Here is a 17540-nt window from a genome sequence, read left to right as displayed (position 1 = left end):
ATGCGCATTCCGTTGACGCACCCCTTTGGCGCGGCTCGCCAGAAAACGACGTTGGGATGGCCGCTCGTGGTCGCCCTGGTCGCAGCCAGCGCCGCACCCTCGGTCCCCGCGATGGCGCAGCGCGGTCGTGGCGCGACCGCCCCCGCCGGATCGCCGGTCGTCCAGGTCAACACCGGCCGCGGTCGGTTGGTGACGCTCGCACGGCCGATGAGCGACCTGTTCGTCGCCGACGATGCGATCGCCGATGTCCAGGTCCGCTCGCCGACGCAGCTTTACATATTCGGCAAAAAGACCGGCGAGACGACGATCTCGGCGACCGCCAAGGGTGGCGCAGTGGTCTATTCGGCGACGATCCGCGTCGGCAACAACCTCGATTCGGTGCAGCAGATGCTCGGGCTGGCGATGCCCGAAGCACAGGTCGTCGCGACGCCGATGAACGGGCTGATCCTGTTGACCGGTACGGTGGCCGCGCCCGAAGACGCCGCCGAGGCGGAGCGCCTTGTCCAGGCGTTCGTCGGCGACTCGACCAAGGTCCTGTCGCGGCTGAAGACCGCGACGCCGTTGCAGGTGAATCTCCAGGTACGGATCGCCGAGGTCAGCCGGAGCTTCGTCAAGAATATCGGGGTAAACCTGACAAGCCGCGGGTCGGGCAACTTCCTGTTCAACATCGCGCAAGGTCGCCAAGGTACGATCACGACGGTCCCGGGTGTCATCGGCGCGCCGAATGCGCCCGTCGACGTCAATGGTGCAGTGCCGGGCAATACCCTGTTCGGGTTCCCGGGCAAGGCAGCGATTGGTTCGACCATCGGACTTGCCGGTCGATTGCTGGGACTGGACCTGCTGGCCGCGATCGACCTGGGCGAGACCACCGGTCAGGTGACGACGCTCGCCAATCCGAATCTTACCGCGCTGTCGGGTGAGACGGGGACGTTCCTCGCGGGCGGCGAAGTGCCGATCCCGATCGCGCAGGCGCTCGGCACCGTCACCGTCGACTACAAGCAATATGGCGTCAGCCTGGCCTACACGCCGACGGTTCTCTCGGATGGCCGCATCTCGCTGCGCGTCCGTCCCGAAGTGTCGCAGCTCGATTATTCGAACGCCGTCACGCTCAACGGGACGCGCGTACCCGGCCTGACGACGCGACGGACCGAAACCACCGTCGAACTCGGCTCGGGCCAGAGCATGATGATCAGCGGCCTGCTGTCGAACAGCCACAACAACTCGTACGACAAGACCCCCGGACTGGCGAATCTGCCGATCATCGGCGCGCTGTTCCGCTCGAACGCGTTCCAGCGTAACGAGACCGAGCTGGTGATCGTGATCACGCCGTATCTGGTGAAGCCGGTCAACAACGCGAGCGACATCGCCCTGCCGACCGACGGTGCGCGCGCACCGTCCGACATCGATCGGGTGTTGCTGGGCACGCTGAGCGCGAGCGGCGGCGGCAAGCGGCCGGTGCCGACCGTGGCGCGTCCCGCCTATGTCCAGCCCTCCGTCGGTGCCACCGCGCCGGTCATGCCGGTGCCGCGGAGCGACATCCGCCGCAGCGAAGACGACGTCAGAGCGCCGGCTCCGATCGCCAATGGCACAGGCAAGGTCAGCAAGCCGGGCACGGCTGTCGTCCCTGCCCCCGGCTTCTCGAACTGATCGGATCGCAGTGACATGCCCCTGCACCCGACGTCTCAAGGATTTCCGATGATCAAGCAATCGATCCTAGCGTCCCTCCTCCCCGCGCTGCTGCTTGGTGGCTGTATGGGAACCGAGAATCGCGGCCTCGAATCGGTCCACCAGCCGGTCGTCAGCCGATCCGATTATGCGCTCGATCTGGGCGTGTCCGGCGGCGCGCTGGCGGGCGGCGAGCAGCAGCGGCTGGCGGGCTGGATGACGACGATGCGGCTCGGCTATGGCGACCGCGTCACGATCGACGATCCCGCCGGCGAAGCACCGGGCGCGCGCGGCGACGTCGCCGCGGTCGTGGCGCAATACGGGCTGTTGCTCAGCGACGATGCGCCGGTGACGGCTGCCCCGCTCGCGCCCGGCACGATCCGCGTGGTCGTGACCAGGATGCATGCCGGGGTACCGCGTTGCCCCGACTGGTCGCGCGATGCGTCCAACGAGTTCCAGGCGAACACCTCGTCGAACTATGGCTGCGCGATCAACAGCAACCTCGCAGCGATGGTCGCCAATCCTGCCGATCTCGTCCGCGGGGCGCCCGGCGCCGAAACCACCGACACGGCGGTCGCGTACAAGGCGATCGACACGTACCGCAAAAAGGCACCGACCGGTGCCGGTGGCCTGACCGCCACCACCACGGGAGGAAAGTGATGAACGCTCCGTGGAAGCCAGGCGGCATCGCGCACCGCGAACCGTTTACCGCCTATGTCTGCGACGAGGTGACGGCAGACGCGCTGCGGCCGATCGCCGCCGAACTGGGCTGGTCGGTCGATAAAATCTTCAAGGGCGGCCTGCGCAACGCGGTCCAGTCGCTGTCGGTATCCGCCTCGCCGCAGATCCTGTTCGTCGATCTCGCCGAATCGGGTGATCCGCTCAACGACATCAACGCGCTCGCCGAAGTCTGCGAGCCGGGTACGGTCGTGATCGCGGCAGGCCAGGTCAACGATGTCCGGCTGTACCGCGATCTGGTCGCCAGCGGGATCCAGGATTATCTGCTGAAGCCGTTGCAGCCCGACATGCTGCGCGAAGCGTTCTCGCACGCGCAGACGATCCTGAATGCGCCCAAACACGTCGAGGTATCGCCCGATCGTTCGCATTGCTCGGTCGCGGTGATCGGCACGCGCGGCGGCGTCGGCGCATCGACGATCGCGACCTCGGTCGCGTGGTTGCTCGCGGAGCATGAAGGGCGCGCGACCGCGTTGCTCGATCTCGACGTACATTTCGGGACCGGCGCGCTCGCCCTCGATCTCGAACCGGGCCGCGGCCTGACCGACGCGATCGAGAATCCGAGCCGGATCGACGGGCTGTTCATCGAACGCGCGATGGTGAAGGCGTCGGAGAAACTCTCCGTGCTGTCGGCCGAGGCGCCGATCAACACGCCGCTGATCACCGACGGCTCCGCCTTCTTCCAGTTGCAGGAGGAGATGCGGTTGGCGTTCGAATGCACCGTCGTCGACCTGCCGCGCGGCATGCTGATCCAGCACCCGCATCTGATCAGCGACGTGAAGCTCCTCGTCCTGGTCACCGACCTGACGCTGGCGGCAGCGCGCGATACGATCCGGATCCTGTCGTGGCTTAAGTCGAACGCCCAGCAGACGACGGTGTACGTGATCGCCAACCGCATGCACGCGGGCGGCCAGCTCGAGATCAACCGCAAGGATTTCGAAGGGTCGATCGAGCGCAAGATCGATTACATCGTGCCGTTCGACCAGAAGCTGGCGGCGCAGGCGGCCAAGCTCGGCAAGCCGATCGTCGAGGTCGGCAAGACGTCGAAGACCATCGCGCCGATCCTGGCACTCGCCGCCGAGCTGGCCGCTGCATCGGTCGACACCGATCTCGGCGTTGTGAAGGGCGCGAAGGGCAAGTCGCTGATCGGCAAGTTCAGCAATCTGAAGGGCCTGATGCCGAAGCGCACGGTCAAGCCGGTACCTGCCAAGTAATGGATATGCTGCCGTTCCTTCTGGTGATGATCGGTTCCGCCCTGGCGCTGGGGATCGTGCTGTTCGCGTTCGCCGGTCCGTCGACCGGGCGCGCCCAATCGCGCCGGATCGCTGCCGTGCGCGAGCGTCACGGCGACGCGCTGGTGGTCGCCGAGGCGCAGTTGCGGCGCATCTCGATGACCCAAGATACCAAGATGGATCTCGCCTTCGGTCGTATCCTGCCGAACCCGGTACAGCTCGCCAAACGCCTCGCGATGACCGGCAAGGACTGGACCGTCGGCCAATACGGGCTGGCGACCGCGGGGATCGCGCTGGTCATCGCCGCGCTGATGCTGCTGAAAGGGCTGCCGATCCTGCTCGCGCTGCTGTTCGGCGCGTTCGTCGGCGTCGGCCTGCCGCATTTCATTGTCGGCAAGACGATCCAGCGGCGGATCGGCAAGTTCACCGCGAAGTTTCCCGATGCGATCGACCTGCTGGTCCGCGGGCTTCGCTCGGGCCTGCCGATCAGCGAGACGATCGGCGTCGTCGGGCATGAGGTCGAGGGGCCAGTCGGCGAGGAATTCCGCGCGGTCAGCGACAAGATGAAGATTGGCCGGACGATGGATGCCGCGTTGCAGGATACCGCGGACCGGCTCGGTACGCCCGAATTCCAGTTCTTCGTGATCACGATCGCGATCCAGCGCGAAACCGGCGGCAACCTTGCGGAGACGCTGGCGAACCTGTCGCACGTGCTGCGCCAACGCGGCCAGATGAAGCTGAAGATCAAGGCGATGTCGTCGGAATCGAAGGCGTCCGCGTACATCATCGGCGCGCTGCCGTTCATCGTGTTCGGGATGATCTGGGTGATCAACGGTCGGTACATGCAGAATTTCTTCATCGACGAACGGCTGATGGCGATCGGCATGGGCGGCATGGTGTGGATGGCGATCGGCGCCTTCATCATGTCCAAGATGATCAGCTTCGAGATTTAGGGACACGATGATGGGCGGAACCGCCGGACCTACCATTCTCGGGATCGACGTCGTGCTCGTCGCGACGATCCTGTCGGGCGTCGCGGCGTTCGCGGTGATGATCGCGATCTACGCGGCGACGACCGTCAGCGATCCGATGACCAAGCGCGTCAAGGCGCTCAACGATCGCCGCGAACAGCTGAAGGCGGGCATCACCGCGTCGACCAAGCGCCGTGCCAAGCTGGTCCAGCGCAACGACACCGCGGACAAGCTGCGCGGCATCCTGTCGTCGATGAAGGTACTCCAGGACAGCCAGGTGAAGGCGGTCCAGCTGAAGCTGATGCAGGCCGGCGTCCGCTCGAAGGAGTGGGCGCCGTCGGTGATCTTCGGCCGGCTCGTGCTACCGATCGTGCTCGGCGGGGCGATGCTGTACTGGGTGTACGGCACCGATGGCTTCGCGACCTGGGGGCCGCTGAAGAAATACGGGCTCGTCGCGATGACCTTCATCATGAGCTACAAGGCGCCCGACCTGTATCTCGACAACAAGATCAAGAAGCGCTCGGATGCGATCCGCAAGGGGTTGCCGGATGCGCTCGATCTGCTGGTGATCTGCGCCGAGGCGGGACTGACCGTCGATGCCGCGTTCCACCGCGTCGCGCGGGAACTGGGGCGGGCGTATCCGGAGCTCGGCGAGGAGTTCACGCTGACCGCGATCGAGCTCGGGTTCCTGACCGACCGGCGTTCGGCGTTCGAGAATTTGGCGCAGCGGGTGAAGCTGGATGCGGTGAAGGGCGTCGTCACGACGATGATCCAGACCGAGAAATACGGCACGCCGCTGGCGTCTGCGCTGCGCGTGCTGTCGGGCGAATTCCGCAACGAGCGGATGATGCGGGCGGAGGAGAAGGCGGCGCGGTTGCCGGCGATCATGACGATCCCGCTGATCCTGTTCATCCTGCCGGTGCTGTTCGTCGTCATTCTAGGGCCGGCGGCGTGTTCGATCTCCGACGCGCTGTTGAAGACCTGAGGCAACCGCCGGGCGAGCGGATCGTTGGGCTTCCGTAACAGGAGGGTTTTACGATGCCGTTGTTTTCTACACCTACGCAGTTTGCGGCGCTTGCGCTGGTCTTCGTCGCTGGCTGGTTGTTCGGACTGGCGAGCCATCCGGGGGGGAAGAAGTGGAAGGCGCGGTATCTCGCCGAGCGGGATGCGCATGCTGCGGTGAAGAAGGATGGCGATGTTCGGGCGGCTGCGGCGGAGAAGCGGGCTGTCGAGGCTGAGCGGGAGAATGCTCGGTTGGTGAAGGACGTCGAGGCGGCTCGGGTTGCTCCGGCGGTTGTCGAGCGGGCGCCGGTTGTGGATACTTCGCGGACTGGGGCGCTGTCTTCGGCGCGGCCGGGTTATGCTCGGCCGGCGTATAATGCCGATGGGACCAAGCGTGGGTGGTTTGATTTCGATCAGCGTCGGTGAGGTATAGGGGGCGGGCCTAGGTCAGCCCCCTGCCCTTTGTTCTCCCGCGAAGGCGGGAGCCCAGTCTGGGTCCCCGCCTTCGCGGGGAAACACTCTTGGGGTTAGCGCACCCCTCCACCATTTAACCACCCCGGCGGAGGCCGGGGCCCAATTGGGGACGCGAGGTAACCGGAGGCAGTCCTTCGTTACCTTGGACGTTCCAATTGGGCCCCGGCCTTCGCCGGGGTGGTGCTTTGATTGAGGGTGGCGCTTACTTCTTTGACAGCGCCGCTTGCGCCGCTGCAAGGCGGGCGATCGGGACGCGGTAGGGGCTGGCGGAGACGTAATCGAGGCCGACCTTTTCGCAGAACGCGATGCTGGCCGGATCGCCGCCGTGCTCGCCGCAGATGCCGAGCTTGATACCGGCCCGCGTCTTGCGGCCGCGTTCGGCGGCGATCTCGATCAGTTCGCCGACGCCTTCGACGTCGATGCTGACGAACGGGTCCTTCGCGTAGATGCCCTGCTCGACATACGCGCCGAGGAAGCGCGAGGCGTCGTCTCGGCTGACGCCCAAGGTGGTCTGCGTCAGGTCGTTGGTGCCGAACGAGAAGAACTCGCCGACTTCCGCGATCTCGCCAGCCCGCAACGCGGCGCGTGGGAGTTCGATCATCGTGCCGACGAGGTATTCGATCGTGCGGCCCTTCTCGGCGAACACCGCTTGCGCTGCCTTGTCGACGACGGCCTTCATCAGCTCCAGCTCGCGGCGGGTCGCCACCAGCGGGATCATGACTTCGGGGATCGGGGCCGCGCCGGACTTCTCGGCGACGTCGACCGCCGCCTCGAAGATGGCGCGGGCCTGCATCTCGTAGATCTCGGGATAGGTCACGCCGAGACGGCAGCCGCGGTGGCCGAGCATCGGGTTGAACTCGTGCAGTTCCGCGGCGCGACGCTTGAGCGTGTCGACGTCGACGCCCGCCGCGGTCGCGACTTCGGCGAATTCCGATTCCTCGTGGGGGAGGAATTCGTGGAGCGGCGGATCGAGCAGGCGGATCGTCACCGGCAGACCGGCCATGACCTCGAGGATCTCCGTGAAATCCTTGCGCTGTTCGGGGAGCAGTTTCTCCAAAGCGACGCGGCGGCCCTTCTCATCCGACGCGAGGATCATCTGGCGGACGTTGGTGATGCGGCTGCTCTCGAAGAACATGTGCTCGGTGCGGCAGAGGCCGACGCCCTCGGCGCCGAACTCGCGCGCGACGCGGCAATCCTCGGGGGTTTCGGCGTTGGCGCGGACTTTCAGGCGGCGGACCTCGTCGGCCCACACCATCAGCGTCGCGAAATCGCCCGACAGCTCGGGCTGCACGGTCGCGACCGCGCCGATCATCACTTCGCCGGTGGTGCCGTCGATGGTGAGCAGGTCGCCCTCCTTCACCTCGCGGCCGCCGCAGCGCATGATCTTCGCCTTGGCGTCGATGGAGAGCGTGCCGGCGCCGGAAACGCAGGGGCGTCCCATGCCGCGCGCCACGACCGCCGCGTGCGACGTCATCCCGCCGCGCGCGGTCAGGATGCCCTTGGCGGCGTGCATGCCGTGGATGTCGTCGGGCGAAGTCTCGGTGCGGACGAGGATCACCGCGACGCCATCCGCCGCTTTCTTCTCGGCGGCATCGGCGTCGAACACGACTGCACCCGAGGCTGCACCCGGCGAGGCGGGGAGGCCCTTGGTCAGCACGTCGCGCGTCGCCTTGGGATCGAGCGTCGGGTGGAGCAGCTGGTCGAGCGCCATCGGCTCGATGCGCAGGATCGCCTCCTCGCGGGTGATCAGACCTTCGTTCGCCATATCGACCGCGATCTTGAGCGCGGCCTTGGCGGTGCGCTTGCCGGCGCGCGTCTGGAGCATCCAAAGCTTGGTCTTCTCGACCGTGAACTCGATGTCCTGCATGTCGCGATAGTGGTTTTCGAGCGTGTCGAACACGTCGGCGAGCTGGTGATAGACCTCGGGCATCGCCTCTTCCATCGAGGCGGGCTTGGCGCCGGCGTCTTCGCGCGCGGTCTTGGTCAGATACTGCGGCGTGCGGATGCCGGCGACGACGTCCTCGCCCTGCGCATTGATCAGGAATTCGCCGTAATAGGCGCGGTCGCCCTTCGACGGGTCGCGCGTGAACGCGACGCCGGTTGCCGAGGTGTCGCCCATGTTGCCGAACACCATCGCCTGGATGTTGACCGCGGTGCCCCAGCCGCCGGGGATGTCGTTGAGGCGGCGATAGACTTTCGCCCGCTCCGACTGCCACGAGCCGAAGACGGCGCCGACCGCGCCCCAGAGCTGGTCGTGGACGTCCTGCGGGAAGGGCTTGCCCCAGAGCTTCTCGACGAGGCCCTTATATTCGGCGACGAGTTTGCGCAGGTCGTCGGCGGAGAGTTCGGTGTCGAGCGTGAAGCCCTGGTCTTCCTTGGCGATCTCCAGCGCTTCCTCGAACGCGCCGTGATCGAGTTCGAGGACGACGTCGGCGTACATCTGGATGAAGCGGCGATAGCTGTCCCAGGCGAAGCGCGCGTCCTCGGACTTGGCGGCGAGGCCTTCGACGGTCTCGTCGTTGAGGCCGAGATTGAGGACGGTGTCCATCATCCCCGGCATCGACGCGCGGGCGCCGCTCCGGACAGAGACGAGCAGCGGGTCGGCGGAGTCGCCGAACGTCTTGCCGGTGACGCCCTCGATGTGCGCGAGGCCGGTGGCGACCTCGTCGCGCAGGCTTTGCGGGAACTGGCCGCCCTCGTCGTAATAGACCGCGCAGAAGTCGGTCGAGATCGTGAAGCCCGGCGGGACCGGCAGGCCGATCGACGCCATCTCGGCGAGGTTCGCGCCCTTGCCGCCGAGCAGGTTCTTGTCGCCCTTGCCGCCATCCGAAACACCGCCGCCGAAGCGATACACATATTGGGTCATGGTCGGTCCTCTAAGTGCTTGTTTTTATACGTTGGGCGGGAGCGAAGTTCACAAAGTTCACACGCTGGCGCGATGTGCACTTCCTCCAGTCAGCCCTCGATCTTCGAAAAATCTGCGACATTGTGCACTGCGGCACGGACTCGCTCAAGTAGCGCGAGACGGGCGGAGCGCTTCGCGGGATCGGAATCGTTGACGATAACGCTATCAAAGAACGCGTCGATCGGCGCGCGGAGGCTTGCAAGGGCAGCCATCGCGGCGGCGAAGTCTTCGCGTTCGATCGCGGCGGTGGCGCGGGGTTCGGCGGAGTCGAGCGCGGTCATCAGCGCGGTCTCTGCGGGTTCGGGGGTGTAGGACAGCGTCTTCTCCCTCTCCCCGCCGGGGAGAGGGTCGGGGTGAGGGGCAGTACCGGGCGCTGCATTGCTTGGCAGCCCCTCACCCCTACCCTCTCCCCGAGGGGGAGAGGGAGCAGAAGGTGCCTCCTTCTTCAGGATATTGGCGGCACGCTTGTAGCCGGCGAGCAGGTTCGTGCCGTCCTCGGTGGTGACGAACGCCTGGAGCGCGTGGACGCGCGCGAGCAGCCGGACGAGATCGTCCTCGCCGCCTAAGGCGAATACTGCGTCGATGAGGTCGTGGCGGACGCCGGCTTCGCGTTGTTGGACTTTGAGGCGGTCGGCGAAGAAGTCGAGGAGCTTTGAAATTGCTGGAGCAATTTGCCCTTCATAAAGCTCGTCCATTGCTTGTTGCGACATTGATACGGATTTTGCGTGAGACCGTGCATCGGCATAGTCGAGTTCTGGAACGAGCAGCCCCGCCGCCCTGTGCGCAGCCATCGCTCCCTCAAAGGCACGAACATCTTCTCTACCGGCAATTGAAGCCGCCAAAGTGGCCATAGGGAACGCAAGCGCCCATTTGAGTCGAACGCGAATTTTGTTTTTAAGTAGTAGGCTCAAGACGCCTAGGGCGGCTCGCCGCAAGGCAAACGGATCTCGAGAGCCCGACGGCGGCAAATCGGCGAGGAAGAATGCGGCAATCGTATCCAGCTTGTCCGCCAAGCTTACCGCGACCGTTACCGGGTCGGTGGGGACGTCGTCGCCTTGGCCGACCGGCTTGTAGTGGTCGCGGATGGCGGTGGCGACCGACGGGTGCTCGCCCTGTGCGGCGGCGTAGTAGCCGCCCATCAGGCCTTGCAGCTCTGGGAACTCGCCGACCATGCCGGTGACGAGGTCTGCTTTTGCGAGGCGGGCTGCGCGTTCTGCTAGGTCTGCCAATTCCTCCCGTGCAAGGGGAGGGGGACCGTCAGCCGTAGGCTGAGGGTGGAGGGGGTTCTCCGCGGACGCTGCGCTTCGTGGCGCCCCCCCTCCACCAGCTTCGCTGGTCCCCCTCCCCGTTCCGGGGAGGATTATGCCCTCTTCTACCAGCCAGCGGGCGAGTTTCGCGACGCGGTCGACCTTGTCGGCTACGGTGCCGAGCTTTTCGTGGAAGACGATCTTCGACAGCTTCTCCGCCTGCTCTTCGAGCGGGACCTTCAAGTCGGTGTCGTAGAAGAACTTGGCGTCCGACAAGCGCGCGGCGAGGACCTTGCGGTTGCCCTCGACGATCTTCGCGCCGCCGTCGTGCGCGGCGATGTTAGCGGTACAGACGAACGCGTTGGCGAGCTTTCCGTCGGCCCCGCGGCAGACGAAATATTTCTGGTTCACGCGCGCCGTAAGCTGGATCACCTCGGGCGGGACGTCGAGAAACGCGGGGTCGAACTGGCCGAGCAGGGGAATCGGCCATTCCGTGAGGCCTGCATTCTCCGCGACGAGGCCCTCGTCCTCGATGAGTTCGAGACCGGCCTGCGCGGCGGCTTCGCGGGCGTGATCGCGGATCAGCGTGGCGCGTTCGTCGTGGTCGACGATGACGTGGCAGGCGCGCAGTTTCTCGACATAGTCGTGCGCGCCGCCGATCGTGATCTGGTACGGGTGGTGGAAGCGGTGGCCGAGCGTGGCGGCGCCGCTGGCGATGCCGGCGATCTCGAACGGCACGATCTCTTCGCCGAGCAGCGCGACGATGCCTTGCAGCGGGCGGACCCACCGGAGCGACTCGGTGCTGGCGGAGGCATCCCCCCAGCGCATCGACTTCGGCCACGGGAACGCGCGGACGATCGCGGGGATTGCCTCGGCGAGCACGGCGGCGGTGGCGCGGCCGGGCTTTTCGGTGACCGCGAAGAGCGTGCCGTTGCGGTCTATGAGTTGCTCGCGGCTGAGGCCGGTTTTGCGGAGGAAGCCTTCGAGCGCCTGCGGGGGTGCGGAGGTCTTGGGGCCCTTGGTTTCCTCGGAGACCGCGGCGGTCTCAAGCGGCAGGTCGCGCGCGATCAGCGTCAGGCGGCGCGGGGTCGCGTAGGTGACGATGGCGCTGGTGGCGATGCCGGCCTTGGCGAGCTCGGCGGTGAACAGCCTGGCGAGGTCTTCACGCGCCTTGGACTGCATCCGGGCGGGAATTTCTTCGGAGCGGAGTTCTAGAAGGAAGTCGGTCATGGGACTCTCAAATCCTCCCCGGCACGGGGAGGGGGACCGTCCAAAGGACGGTGGAGGGGGCGGGCCGCGAACGGAGCGTGTGTGGCACGCCCCCTCCACCATGCTGCGCATGGTCCCCCTCCCCGTTCCGGGGAGGAATGGCGCTGGCGGACATCATGCTGCCCATCCGTGCTTGTCCATCCAGGCGGCGCAGGCGCCCTTCGCGAGGTCTCGGACGCGGCCCATATAGGCTTGACGTTCCGCGACCGAGATTACGCCACGGGCCTGGAGCAGGTTGAAGATGTGGCTGGCTTTGATCGCTTGCTCGTAGGCTGGGATCGGGAGCTTGGCGGAGAGGCTGTTCTCGCATTCCGCGACGTGCTTGCGGAACTGGTCGAACAAGGAGTCCGTGTCGGCGATCTCGAAGTTCCACTTCGACATCTCCTGCTCGTTCTCCAGGAACACGTCGCCGTAGGTCACGCCCGCATCGTTGAACGCCAGATCGTAGACCGAGTCCTTGTCCTGGATGTACATCGCGAGGCGTTCGAGCCCGTAGGTGAGTTCGCCGGCGACGGGCTTCATGTCGAAGCCGCCCATCTGCTGGAAATAGGTGAACTGAGTCACCTCCATGCCGTCGCACCAGACCTCCCAGCCGAGGCCCCAGGCGCCGAGCGTCGGGCTTTCCCAATCGTCCTCGACGAAGCGGATGTCGTGCTTCAGCATGTCGATGCCGATCGCGGCGAGGCTACCGAGGTAGAGTTCCTGGAGGTTGGCGGGGCTCGGTTTCAGGATGACCTGATACTGATAGTAATGCTGGAGCCGGTTGGGGTTCTCGCCGTAGCGTCCGTCGGTCGGGCGGCGGCAGGGCTGGACGAACGCGGCGTTCCACGGTTTCGGCCCGAGCGCGCGGAGCGTCGTGGCGGTGTGGAAGGTGCCCGCGCCCATTTCCATGTCGTAGGGCTGCAGGATCAGGCATCCGTGCTCGCTCCAGTAATCGTGGAGCGTGAGGATCATGCGCTGGAAGCTAAGAGGCTTTATCACGGGCTGGGTCACAGGCTGGGTCACGGGCTGGGCTTTGGCGGATGGGGGTGCGGGAGGCAAGTGGTGCGTTGCGGCCGGGCGTCCTACATGGGCTGCACCAACGATAAGGATTCCCTCCCCTTGAAGCTGTTTTCGAAGATCGTTTCGTTCCGATCCGCGCTCTCTGCCATCGCCATGGCGTTCGCTTTGCCCGCCTGTGCGCAGGTTGCGCCGAAGCCTGTGCAAGCCGCGAACGATGCCGATCCGGCCTTGTGGGTGGTGAAGGACAAGGACACGACGATCTACCTGTTCGGGACGATCCATGTGTTGAAGCCCGGCATGACGTGGTTCGACGAGGCGGTGAAGACCGCGTTCGATCGGTCGAACCAGGTGGTGCTGGAGCTGGTGATGCCCGATCCGGCGAAGATGCAGTCGCTGGTGATGGCGACGGGGGTGTCGAAAGACGGCCCGACGCTGACCGAGCAGCTGCCCGCGGACAAGCGTGCGGCGTATGCGAAGGCGGTGACCGATCTCGGCTTGCCGGCGAATGCGTTCGATCGGTTCAAGCCGTGGCTGGCGGCGACGAACCTGTCGATCGCGCCGCTGTCGAAGCTGGGGTATGATGCGGCGAACGGGCCCGAGCAGGTGATCACGGCGGCGGCGAAGGCTGCGGGGAAGCCGGTGATCGGGCTGGAAACCGCGGAGCAGCAGCTGGGGTATTTCGGCGGGCTGTCGCAGAAGGCGCAGTTGCAGTTCCTGGGAAGCACGATCGACGAGTTGCCGACGCTGGAGAAGACGATGGCGACGATGGTCGACGAGTGGGCGAAGGGCGATCCCGAGGCTTTGGCCAAGGAGATGAACGACGACCTGAAGGACTCGCCCGAGGTGGCGAAGGCGCTGCTGTTCGACCGCAATGCGCGCTGGGCTGAGTGGGTCGCGAACCGGATGAAGACGCCGGGAACGGTGTTTATCGCGGTCGGTGCCGGGCATCTGGCGGGCAAGGACAGCGTTCAGGCGCAGTTGGCGAAGTTGGGGGTGAAGGCGGAGCGGGTTCGGTATTGAATCGCGCCGCCGGTTGTTGATCAATCAACGAATCGAGCGTATATATATCTAACCAAACGTCATGGTTTCTACCTTGAGATACGAACCCCCGTCATGTCAGTGGCGGGGGTTCAATCGTTTTGGGAATCTGGCGTTCGGAGGCCGAGTGTCAGCCCGACCTCCTCCCGGCACGTTTACTTGTGGCGATTCACTTCGATGACCTTCAGTATGAGGGTCGCAAAAGCAAACAGCACCATAAGCAAGACGCACACGTCGCCAAACGTCATGGTTCAGCTCCTCGAGAACTGGCGAGATTGCCAGCGGCCCCAGCGTAGCAGGTATCGGCACAATGCAGGCCCCTTCCCCGCGGCCGTTGTTTTTTGCACGAATCTCCGCTATGCGCCCGCGCTTCCGGTCCATGGTCATCCCTGGAGGCGTGGGCGGGAAGGACAACAAACGAGTTTCGGAGAATACAGATGAGCGACCAGTTGACGCTCGCAGCCGAGACGCGTGACCGGGTTGGCAAGGGAGCCTCCCGGGCGCTGCGTCGTGATGGCCGCGTGCCTGCCGTGATCTACGGCCTGAACCAGGAACCAACCTCGGTTCACCTCGAGGAAAAGGCGCTGATGAAGGCGCTGATGACCGGCCACTTCATGAATTCCGTCGTGATGGTCAACGGCGTGCGCACGCTGCCGAAGGACGTGTCGTTCCACCCGGTTTCGGATCGTCCGATCCACGTCGATTTCCTGCGCATCGGCGAGCATTCGACCGTCACCGTCGCGGTGCCGATCGCGTTCACCGACGAGGACGACGCACCGGGCATCAAGAAGGGCAAGGGCGTCCTCAACATCACGCGCCACGAGATCGAGCTGGTCGTCGACGCTTCGGACATCCCGAGCGAGATCACGATTTCGCTCGCCGGTCTGGAGATCGGTGATTCGATCCATATCAGCGACGTGAAGCTGCCCAAGGGCGCGACGCCCGCGATCGACGACCGCGACTTCGCGATCGCCACGATCGTGCCGCCGACCGTGCCGACCGTCGAGGACGAAGAGCTCGAGGCGGAAGTCGCCGAAGCTCAGGCTGCCGAGGCTGCTGCCGAGGAAGAGACTCCGGTTGAGCCTAACGACGATGACAACGACGACGACAAGATCACGCCGCAGAAGAAGGACTGAGGGTTCAGCCCTTCGTCTTAGGATGATCTGGCGGGCGGGAAAGCTAGGGCTTTCCCGCCCGTTTCGTTTTACGGGGCTTGCCCTGCCCTTCTGTTCCCTCGCGAACGCGGGGGTCCAGGATCAAGCAGCGCCGCCGCCCGTTACCCTGGGCTCCTGCGTTCGCAGGAGAACACAGTTACGTGGCCGACGCGTTCTTTTGGAGAATCACACGTGCAGATCTGGGCGGGACTCGGCAATCCGGGGGCGCAATATGCGATGCACCGGCACAATGTCGGGTTCATGGTCGCCGACGCGATCGCCGAGGTGCACGGCTTCGGCGCGGTCAAGAAGCAGTTCCAGGGCTGGACGCAGGAGGGGCGGATCGGCTCCGAGCGAATCCTTCTGCTGAAGCCTGCGACCTTCATGAACGAAAGCGGCCGCGCGATCGGTGAGGCGCTGCGGTTCTACAAGCTCGGCGTCGAGGCGCTGACGGTGTTCCACGACGAACTCGACATCGCGCCGTTCCGCGTGAAGGTGAAGACCGGCGGCGGGACCGCGGGGCATAATGGCTTGCGCTCGACCGACCAGCATCTGGGACCGGAGTTTCGCCGCGTGCGGCTGGGGATCGGGCATCCGGGGCACAAGGATCGCGTGACCGGGTATGTGCTCGGCAATTATGCGAAGGCGGAAATCGAGCCGTTGAGCGATATGCTCGGCGCGGTCGCGGCGGAGGCCAAGTGGCTGGCGGAAGGCGACGACGTCCGCTTCATGAACGATGTCGCTTTGAGGATGCAGCCATGACCACCCGTTCCTTGTTTGCCACGCGGTTCTACGAGGCCGATCTCGGCGACGACGATCTGGTCGAGGAACTCGAGGACGCCGCGCTCGAACTGGCGAAGGCGGATCGCGCCGGGGTCGCGTGGTCGAAGGCGCATGGGTATCGCGGGTACACCTCGTATGCGTCGCTGAACGACCTGCCGCTGCGCGATCCGCGGTTCGGGGACCTGGTGCGGCTGCTGAACAAGCATGTCGCGCAGTTCGCGAAGGATTGCGCGTTCGATCTCGGCGGGCGGAAATTGAAGCTCGACAGTCTTTGGGTGAACGTCCTGAAGCCTGGGGGCGCGCATTCGGGGCATATCCATCCGCATAGCGTCGTTTCCGGGACGATGTATGTGGCGATTCCGGAAGGGGCTGGGGCGTTGAAGCTGGAGGATCCTCGGTTGCCGATGATGATGGCGGCGCCGACTCGGTTGGAGGATGCGGCGGAGGATCTGCGGACGTTCGTGTATGCCGAGCCTAAACCGGGGAGTGTTTTCCTGTGGGAGAGCTGGTTGCGGCATGAGGTCGTGCCGAATGCTGCCAAGGGTGAGCGGATCAGTATCAGTTTCAATTATCGGTGGTGATGGGGGCCGAAACAACTCGTCACGCAAAGTACCACCCCGGCGCAGGCCGGGGCCCAATTGGGAAACATCGCTAACGAAGTGCTGCCCTTCATCAGATTGGCCTTCCCACTTGGGCCCCGGCCTTCGCCGGGGTGGTAGTGTTTGAGGGAGCGTTCGGCACCTTCTTCTTACCCCCTCCCCTTCAGGGGAGGGTTGGGGTGGGGCTTCGCCGTATACGTCGGCGTTTGTGGCACTGCCCCACCCCGACCCTCCCCTGAAGGGGAGGGAGTTTGGGGCGGCACTCGTTGAGTGCCGCCCCCTGCCCGATCAGGCCGTCTTCATCGACGCCATGTCGATGACGAAGCGGTACTTTACGTCGCTCTTCACCATGCGCTGATACGAGGGTTCGATCTCGTCCATGCGGATCATCTCGATGTCCGACACCAGCCCGTGCTCGTTGCAGAAATCGAGCATCTCCTGCGTCTCGGCGATGCCGCCGATCAGCGAGCCGGCGATCGCGCGGCGCTTGAAGATGAGGTTGCCGACCGAGGGCGACGGATGCGCGTGCTCGGGGACGCCGACGAGCGTCATCGTGCCGTCGCGCTTCAGCAAAGCCGTGAACGTGTCGAGGTTGTGGCTCGCCGCGACGGTGTTCAGGATGAAGTCGAAGCTGTTGGCGTGTTCGGCCATCGCGGCCTCGTCCTTCGACACGATCAGGTCCTTCGCGCCGAGACGCTTGGCGTCGTCGCGCTTGTTCGGCGAGGTCGAGAACACATAGACTTCGGCGCCCATCGCATTGGCGATCTTGACGCCCATGTGGCCGAGACCGCCGAGACCGACGATGCCGACCTTCTGGCCGGGGCCGACCTTCCAGTGCTTGAGGGGCGAATAGGTGGTGATGCCGGCGCAGAGCAGCGGCGCGACCGCGGCGAGGTCGGCTTCGGGATGCGATACCTTCAGCACGAAGCCCTCGTCGACGACGATCTTGTCCGAATAGCCGCCGAAGGTGTGGCCGCCGAGCACGGGATCGGGGCCGTTATACGTGCCGACGAACCCGGTGGTCTCGCAATATTGCTCTTCGCCGTCCTTGCACGACGGGCATTCGCCGCAGCTGTCGACCATGCAGCCGACGCCGACGACGTCGCCGACCTTGAACTTGGTGACGTCGCTGCCGACGGCGGTGACGTGGCCGACGATCTCGTGGCCGGGGACGCAGGGGTAGAGCGTGCCTTCCCATTCGCCCTTGGCGGTGTGGAGGTCGGAATGGCAGACGCCGCAGAACGCGATGTCTATCGCGACGTCGGTCTTGCCGGGTTCGCGGCGCTCGAAGCTGAAGGGGGCGAGCGGCGTTTCGGGGGATTGCGCGGCGTAGCCGTGGGCGGTCGTGGTCATGGAATTCCTGATCTATCTCAAGCTGGGATCGGGATATAAGCGTCGACCATATGATAACTACCGTTCGGTATGATTATTTTGCTGCACTGCGGCAATCGAGTGGGTCGATCA

Annotated in this window: 14 protein-coding genes; 10 read left to right on the top strand and 4 right to left on the bottom strand. The window is 65.1% G+C overall.

All coding sequences use genetic code 11. The annotated features are described in order from the left end of the window. The 6 genes from ASF09_RS00875 to ASF09_RS00850 are packed head-to-tail and all read left to right on the top strand — an operon-like array spanning position 1 to position 6031. Positions 1-1647, top strand: a complete 1647-nt coding sequence (locus tag ASF09_RS00875) for a type II and III secretion system protein family protein (protein ID WP_060523911.1) — start codon at positions 1-3, stop codon at positions 1645-1647. A gap of 48 nt (positions 1648-1695) precedes the next feature. Beyond that, positions 1696-2325: a CpaD family pilus assembly protein gene (locus ASF09_RS00870; RefSeq protein WP_060523909.1), complete on the top strand. Its 630-nt coding sequence runs from the start codon at positions 1696-1698 to the stop codon at positions 2323-2325. Continuing rightward, positions 2325-3614 carry an AAA family ATPase gene (locus tag ASF09_RS00865; protein WP_060523907.1) on the top strand — a complete coding sequence of 430 codons (1290 nt, stop codon included), beginning with the start codon at positions 2325-2327 and terminating at the stop codon, positions 3612-3614. The genes ASF09_RS00870 and ASF09_RS00865 overlap by 1 nt, the downstream gene beginning before the upstream one ends. After that, entirely contained in the window at positions 3614-4585 is a 972-nt protein-coding gene (locus tag ASF09_RS00860) for a type II secretion system F family protein (protein WP_060523905.1), read from the top strand. The genes ASF09_RS00865 and ASF09_RS00860 overlap by 1 nt, the downstream gene beginning before the upstream one ends. Before the next feature lie 10 nt (positions 4586-4595). Then, positions 4596-5588 (top strand): type II secretion system F family protein, encoded by a 993-nt coding sequence (locus ASF09_RS00855; protein WP_060524839.1) that lies wholly within the window; start codon positions 4596-4598, stop codon positions 5586-5588. A 53-nt stretch (positions 5589-5641) separates the two neighbouring features. Next, complete coding sequence (locus ASF09_RS00850) at positions 5642-6031, top strand: hypothetical protein (RefSeq protein WP_060523903.1); 390 nt, start codon at positions 5642-5644, stop codon at positions 6029-6031. A gap of 250 nt (positions 6032-6281) precedes the next feature. Here the strand turns inward: ASF09_RS00850 and ppdK are convergent, their stop codons facing one another. From ppdK to ASF09_RS00835, 3 genes are all read right to left on the bottom strand, one after another. Further along, positions 6282-8945: a pyruvate, phosphate dikinase gene (ppdK, locus tag ASF09_RS00845; RefSeq protein ID WP_060523901.1), complete on the bottom strand. Its 2664-nt coding sequence runs from the start codon at positions 8943-8945 to the stop codon at positions 6282-6284. A gap of 89 nt (positions 8946-9034) precedes the next feature. Further along, positions 9035-11461, bottom strand: coding sequence for a glycine--tRNA ligase subunit beta (gene glyS, locus ASF09_RS00840; protein ID WP_060523899.1), 2427 nt, complete (start codon positions 11459-11461; stop codon positions 9035-9037). Positions 11462-11614: 153 nt separating this feature from the next. Next, positions 11615-12454, bottom strand: coding sequence for a glycine--tRNA ligase subunit alpha (locus ASF09_RS00835; protein WP_056047263.1), 840 nt, complete (start codon positions 12452-12454; stop codon positions 11615-11617). A gap of 201 nt (positions 12455-12655) precedes the next feature. Here ASF09_RS00835 and ASF09_RS00830 point away from each other — a divergent pair, with 201 nt between their 5' ends. From ASF09_RS00830 to ASF09_RS00815, 4 genes are all read left to right on the top strand, one after another. Beyond that, positions 12656-13522 (top strand): TraB/GumN family protein, encoded by an 867-nt coding sequence (locus ASF09_RS00830; RefSeq protein WP_060524838.1) that lies wholly within the window; start codon positions 12656-12658, stop codon positions 13520-13522. 455 nt (positions 13523-13977) lie between these two features. Next, on the top strand, positions 13978-14676 hold the full coding sequence (locus ASF09_RS00825) for a 50S ribosomal protein L25/general stress protein Ctc (RefSeq protein WP_060523897.1): 699 nt from the start codon (positions 13978-13980) through the stop codon (positions 14674-14676). 210 nt (positions 14677-14886) lie between these two features. Beyond that, positions 14887-15456 (top strand): aminoacyl-tRNA hydrolase, encoded by a 570-nt coding sequence (pth, locus tag ASF09_RS00820; RefSeq protein ID WP_060523895.1) that lies wholly within the window; start codon positions 14887-14889, stop codon positions 15454-15456. Then, entirely contained in the window at positions 15453-16058 is a 606-nt protein-coding gene (locus ASF09_RS00815; RefSeq protein ID WP_056047257.1) for a TIGR02466 family protein, read from the top strand. Before pth ends, ASF09_RS00815 begins: the two co-directional genes overlap by 4 nt. A 306-nt stretch (positions 16059-16364) precedes the next feature. On the opposite strand, the gene ASF09_RS00810 is transcribed toward ASF09_RS00815, so the two are convergent. Next, the gene (locus ASF09_RS00810; RefSeq protein WP_060523893.1) at positions 16365-17429 is read right to left on the bottom strand and encodes an NAD(P)-dependent alcohol dehydrogenase; all 1065 of its coding nucleotides are present in this window, start codon (positions 17427-17429) and stop codon (positions 16365-16367) included. Positions 17430-17540: the final 111 nt, after the last annotated feature.

It is taken from the genome of Sphingomonas sp. Leaf242, assembly GCF_001422045.1.
In the GTDB taxonomy this organism is placed as follows: domain Bacteria; phylum Pseudomonadota; class Alphaproteobacteria; order Sphingomonadales; family Sphingomonadaceae; genus Sphingomonas.
The sequence above is the reverse complement of the archived record's forward strand: the minus strand, read 5'-3'. Positions and strand labels throughout refer to the sequence as shown.

Bases quoted from the DNA above. Each gene is read 5' to 3' on its own strand.
- ASF09_RS00875 (WP_060523911.1), top strand. From the start codon at position 1: ATGCGCATTCCGTTGACGCACCCCTTTGGCGCGGCTCGCCAGAAAACG.
- ASF09_RS00870 (WP_060523909.1), top strand. From the start codon at position 1,696: ATGATCAAGCAATCGATCCTAGCGTCCCTCCTCCCCGCGCTGCTGCTT.
- ASF09_RS00865 (WP_060523907.1), top strand. From the start codon at position 2,325: ATGAACGCTCCGTGGAAGCCAGGCGGCATCGCGCACCGCGAACCGTTT.
- ASF09_RS00860 (WP_060523905.1), top strand. From the start codon at position 3,614: ATGGATATGCTGCCGTTCCTTCTGGTGATGATCGGTTCCGCCCTGGCG.
- ASF09_RS00855 (WP_060524839.1), top strand. From the start codon at position 4,596: ATGGGCGGAACCGCCGGACCTACCATTCTCGGGATCGACGTCGTGCTC.
- ASF09_RS00850 (WP_060523903.1), top strand. From the start codon at position 5,642: ATGCCGTTGTTTTCTACACCTACGCAGTTTGCGGCGCTTGCGCTGGTC.
- ppdK (WP_060523901.1), bottom strand. From the start codon at position 8,945: ATGACCCAATATGTGTATCGCTTCGGCGGCGGTGTTTCGGATGGCGGC.
- glyS (WP_060523899.1), bottom strand. From the start codon at position 11,461: ATGACCGACTTCCTTCTAGAACTCCGCTCCGAAGAAATTCCCGCCCGG.
- ASF09_RS00835 (WP_056047263.1), bottom strand. From the start codon at position 12,454: ATGATCCTCACGCTCCACGATTACTGGAGCGAGCACGGATGCCTGATC.
- ASF09_RS00830 (WP_060524838.1), top strand. From the start codon at position 12,656: ATGGCGTTCGCTTTGCCCGCCTGTGCGCAGGTTGCGCCGAAGCCTGTG.
- ASF09_RS00825 (WP_060523897.1), top strand. From the start codon at position 13,978: ATGAGCGACCAGTTGACGCTCGCAGCCGAGACGCGTGACCGGGTTGGC.
- ASF09_RS00815 (WP_056047257.1), top strand. From the start codon at position 15,453: ATGACCACCCGTTCCTTGTTTGCCACGCGGTTCTACGAGGCCGATCTC.
- ASF09_RS00810 (WP_060523893.1), bottom strand. From the start codon at position 17,429: ATGACCACGACCGCCCACGGCTACGCCGCGCAATCCCCCGAAACGCCG.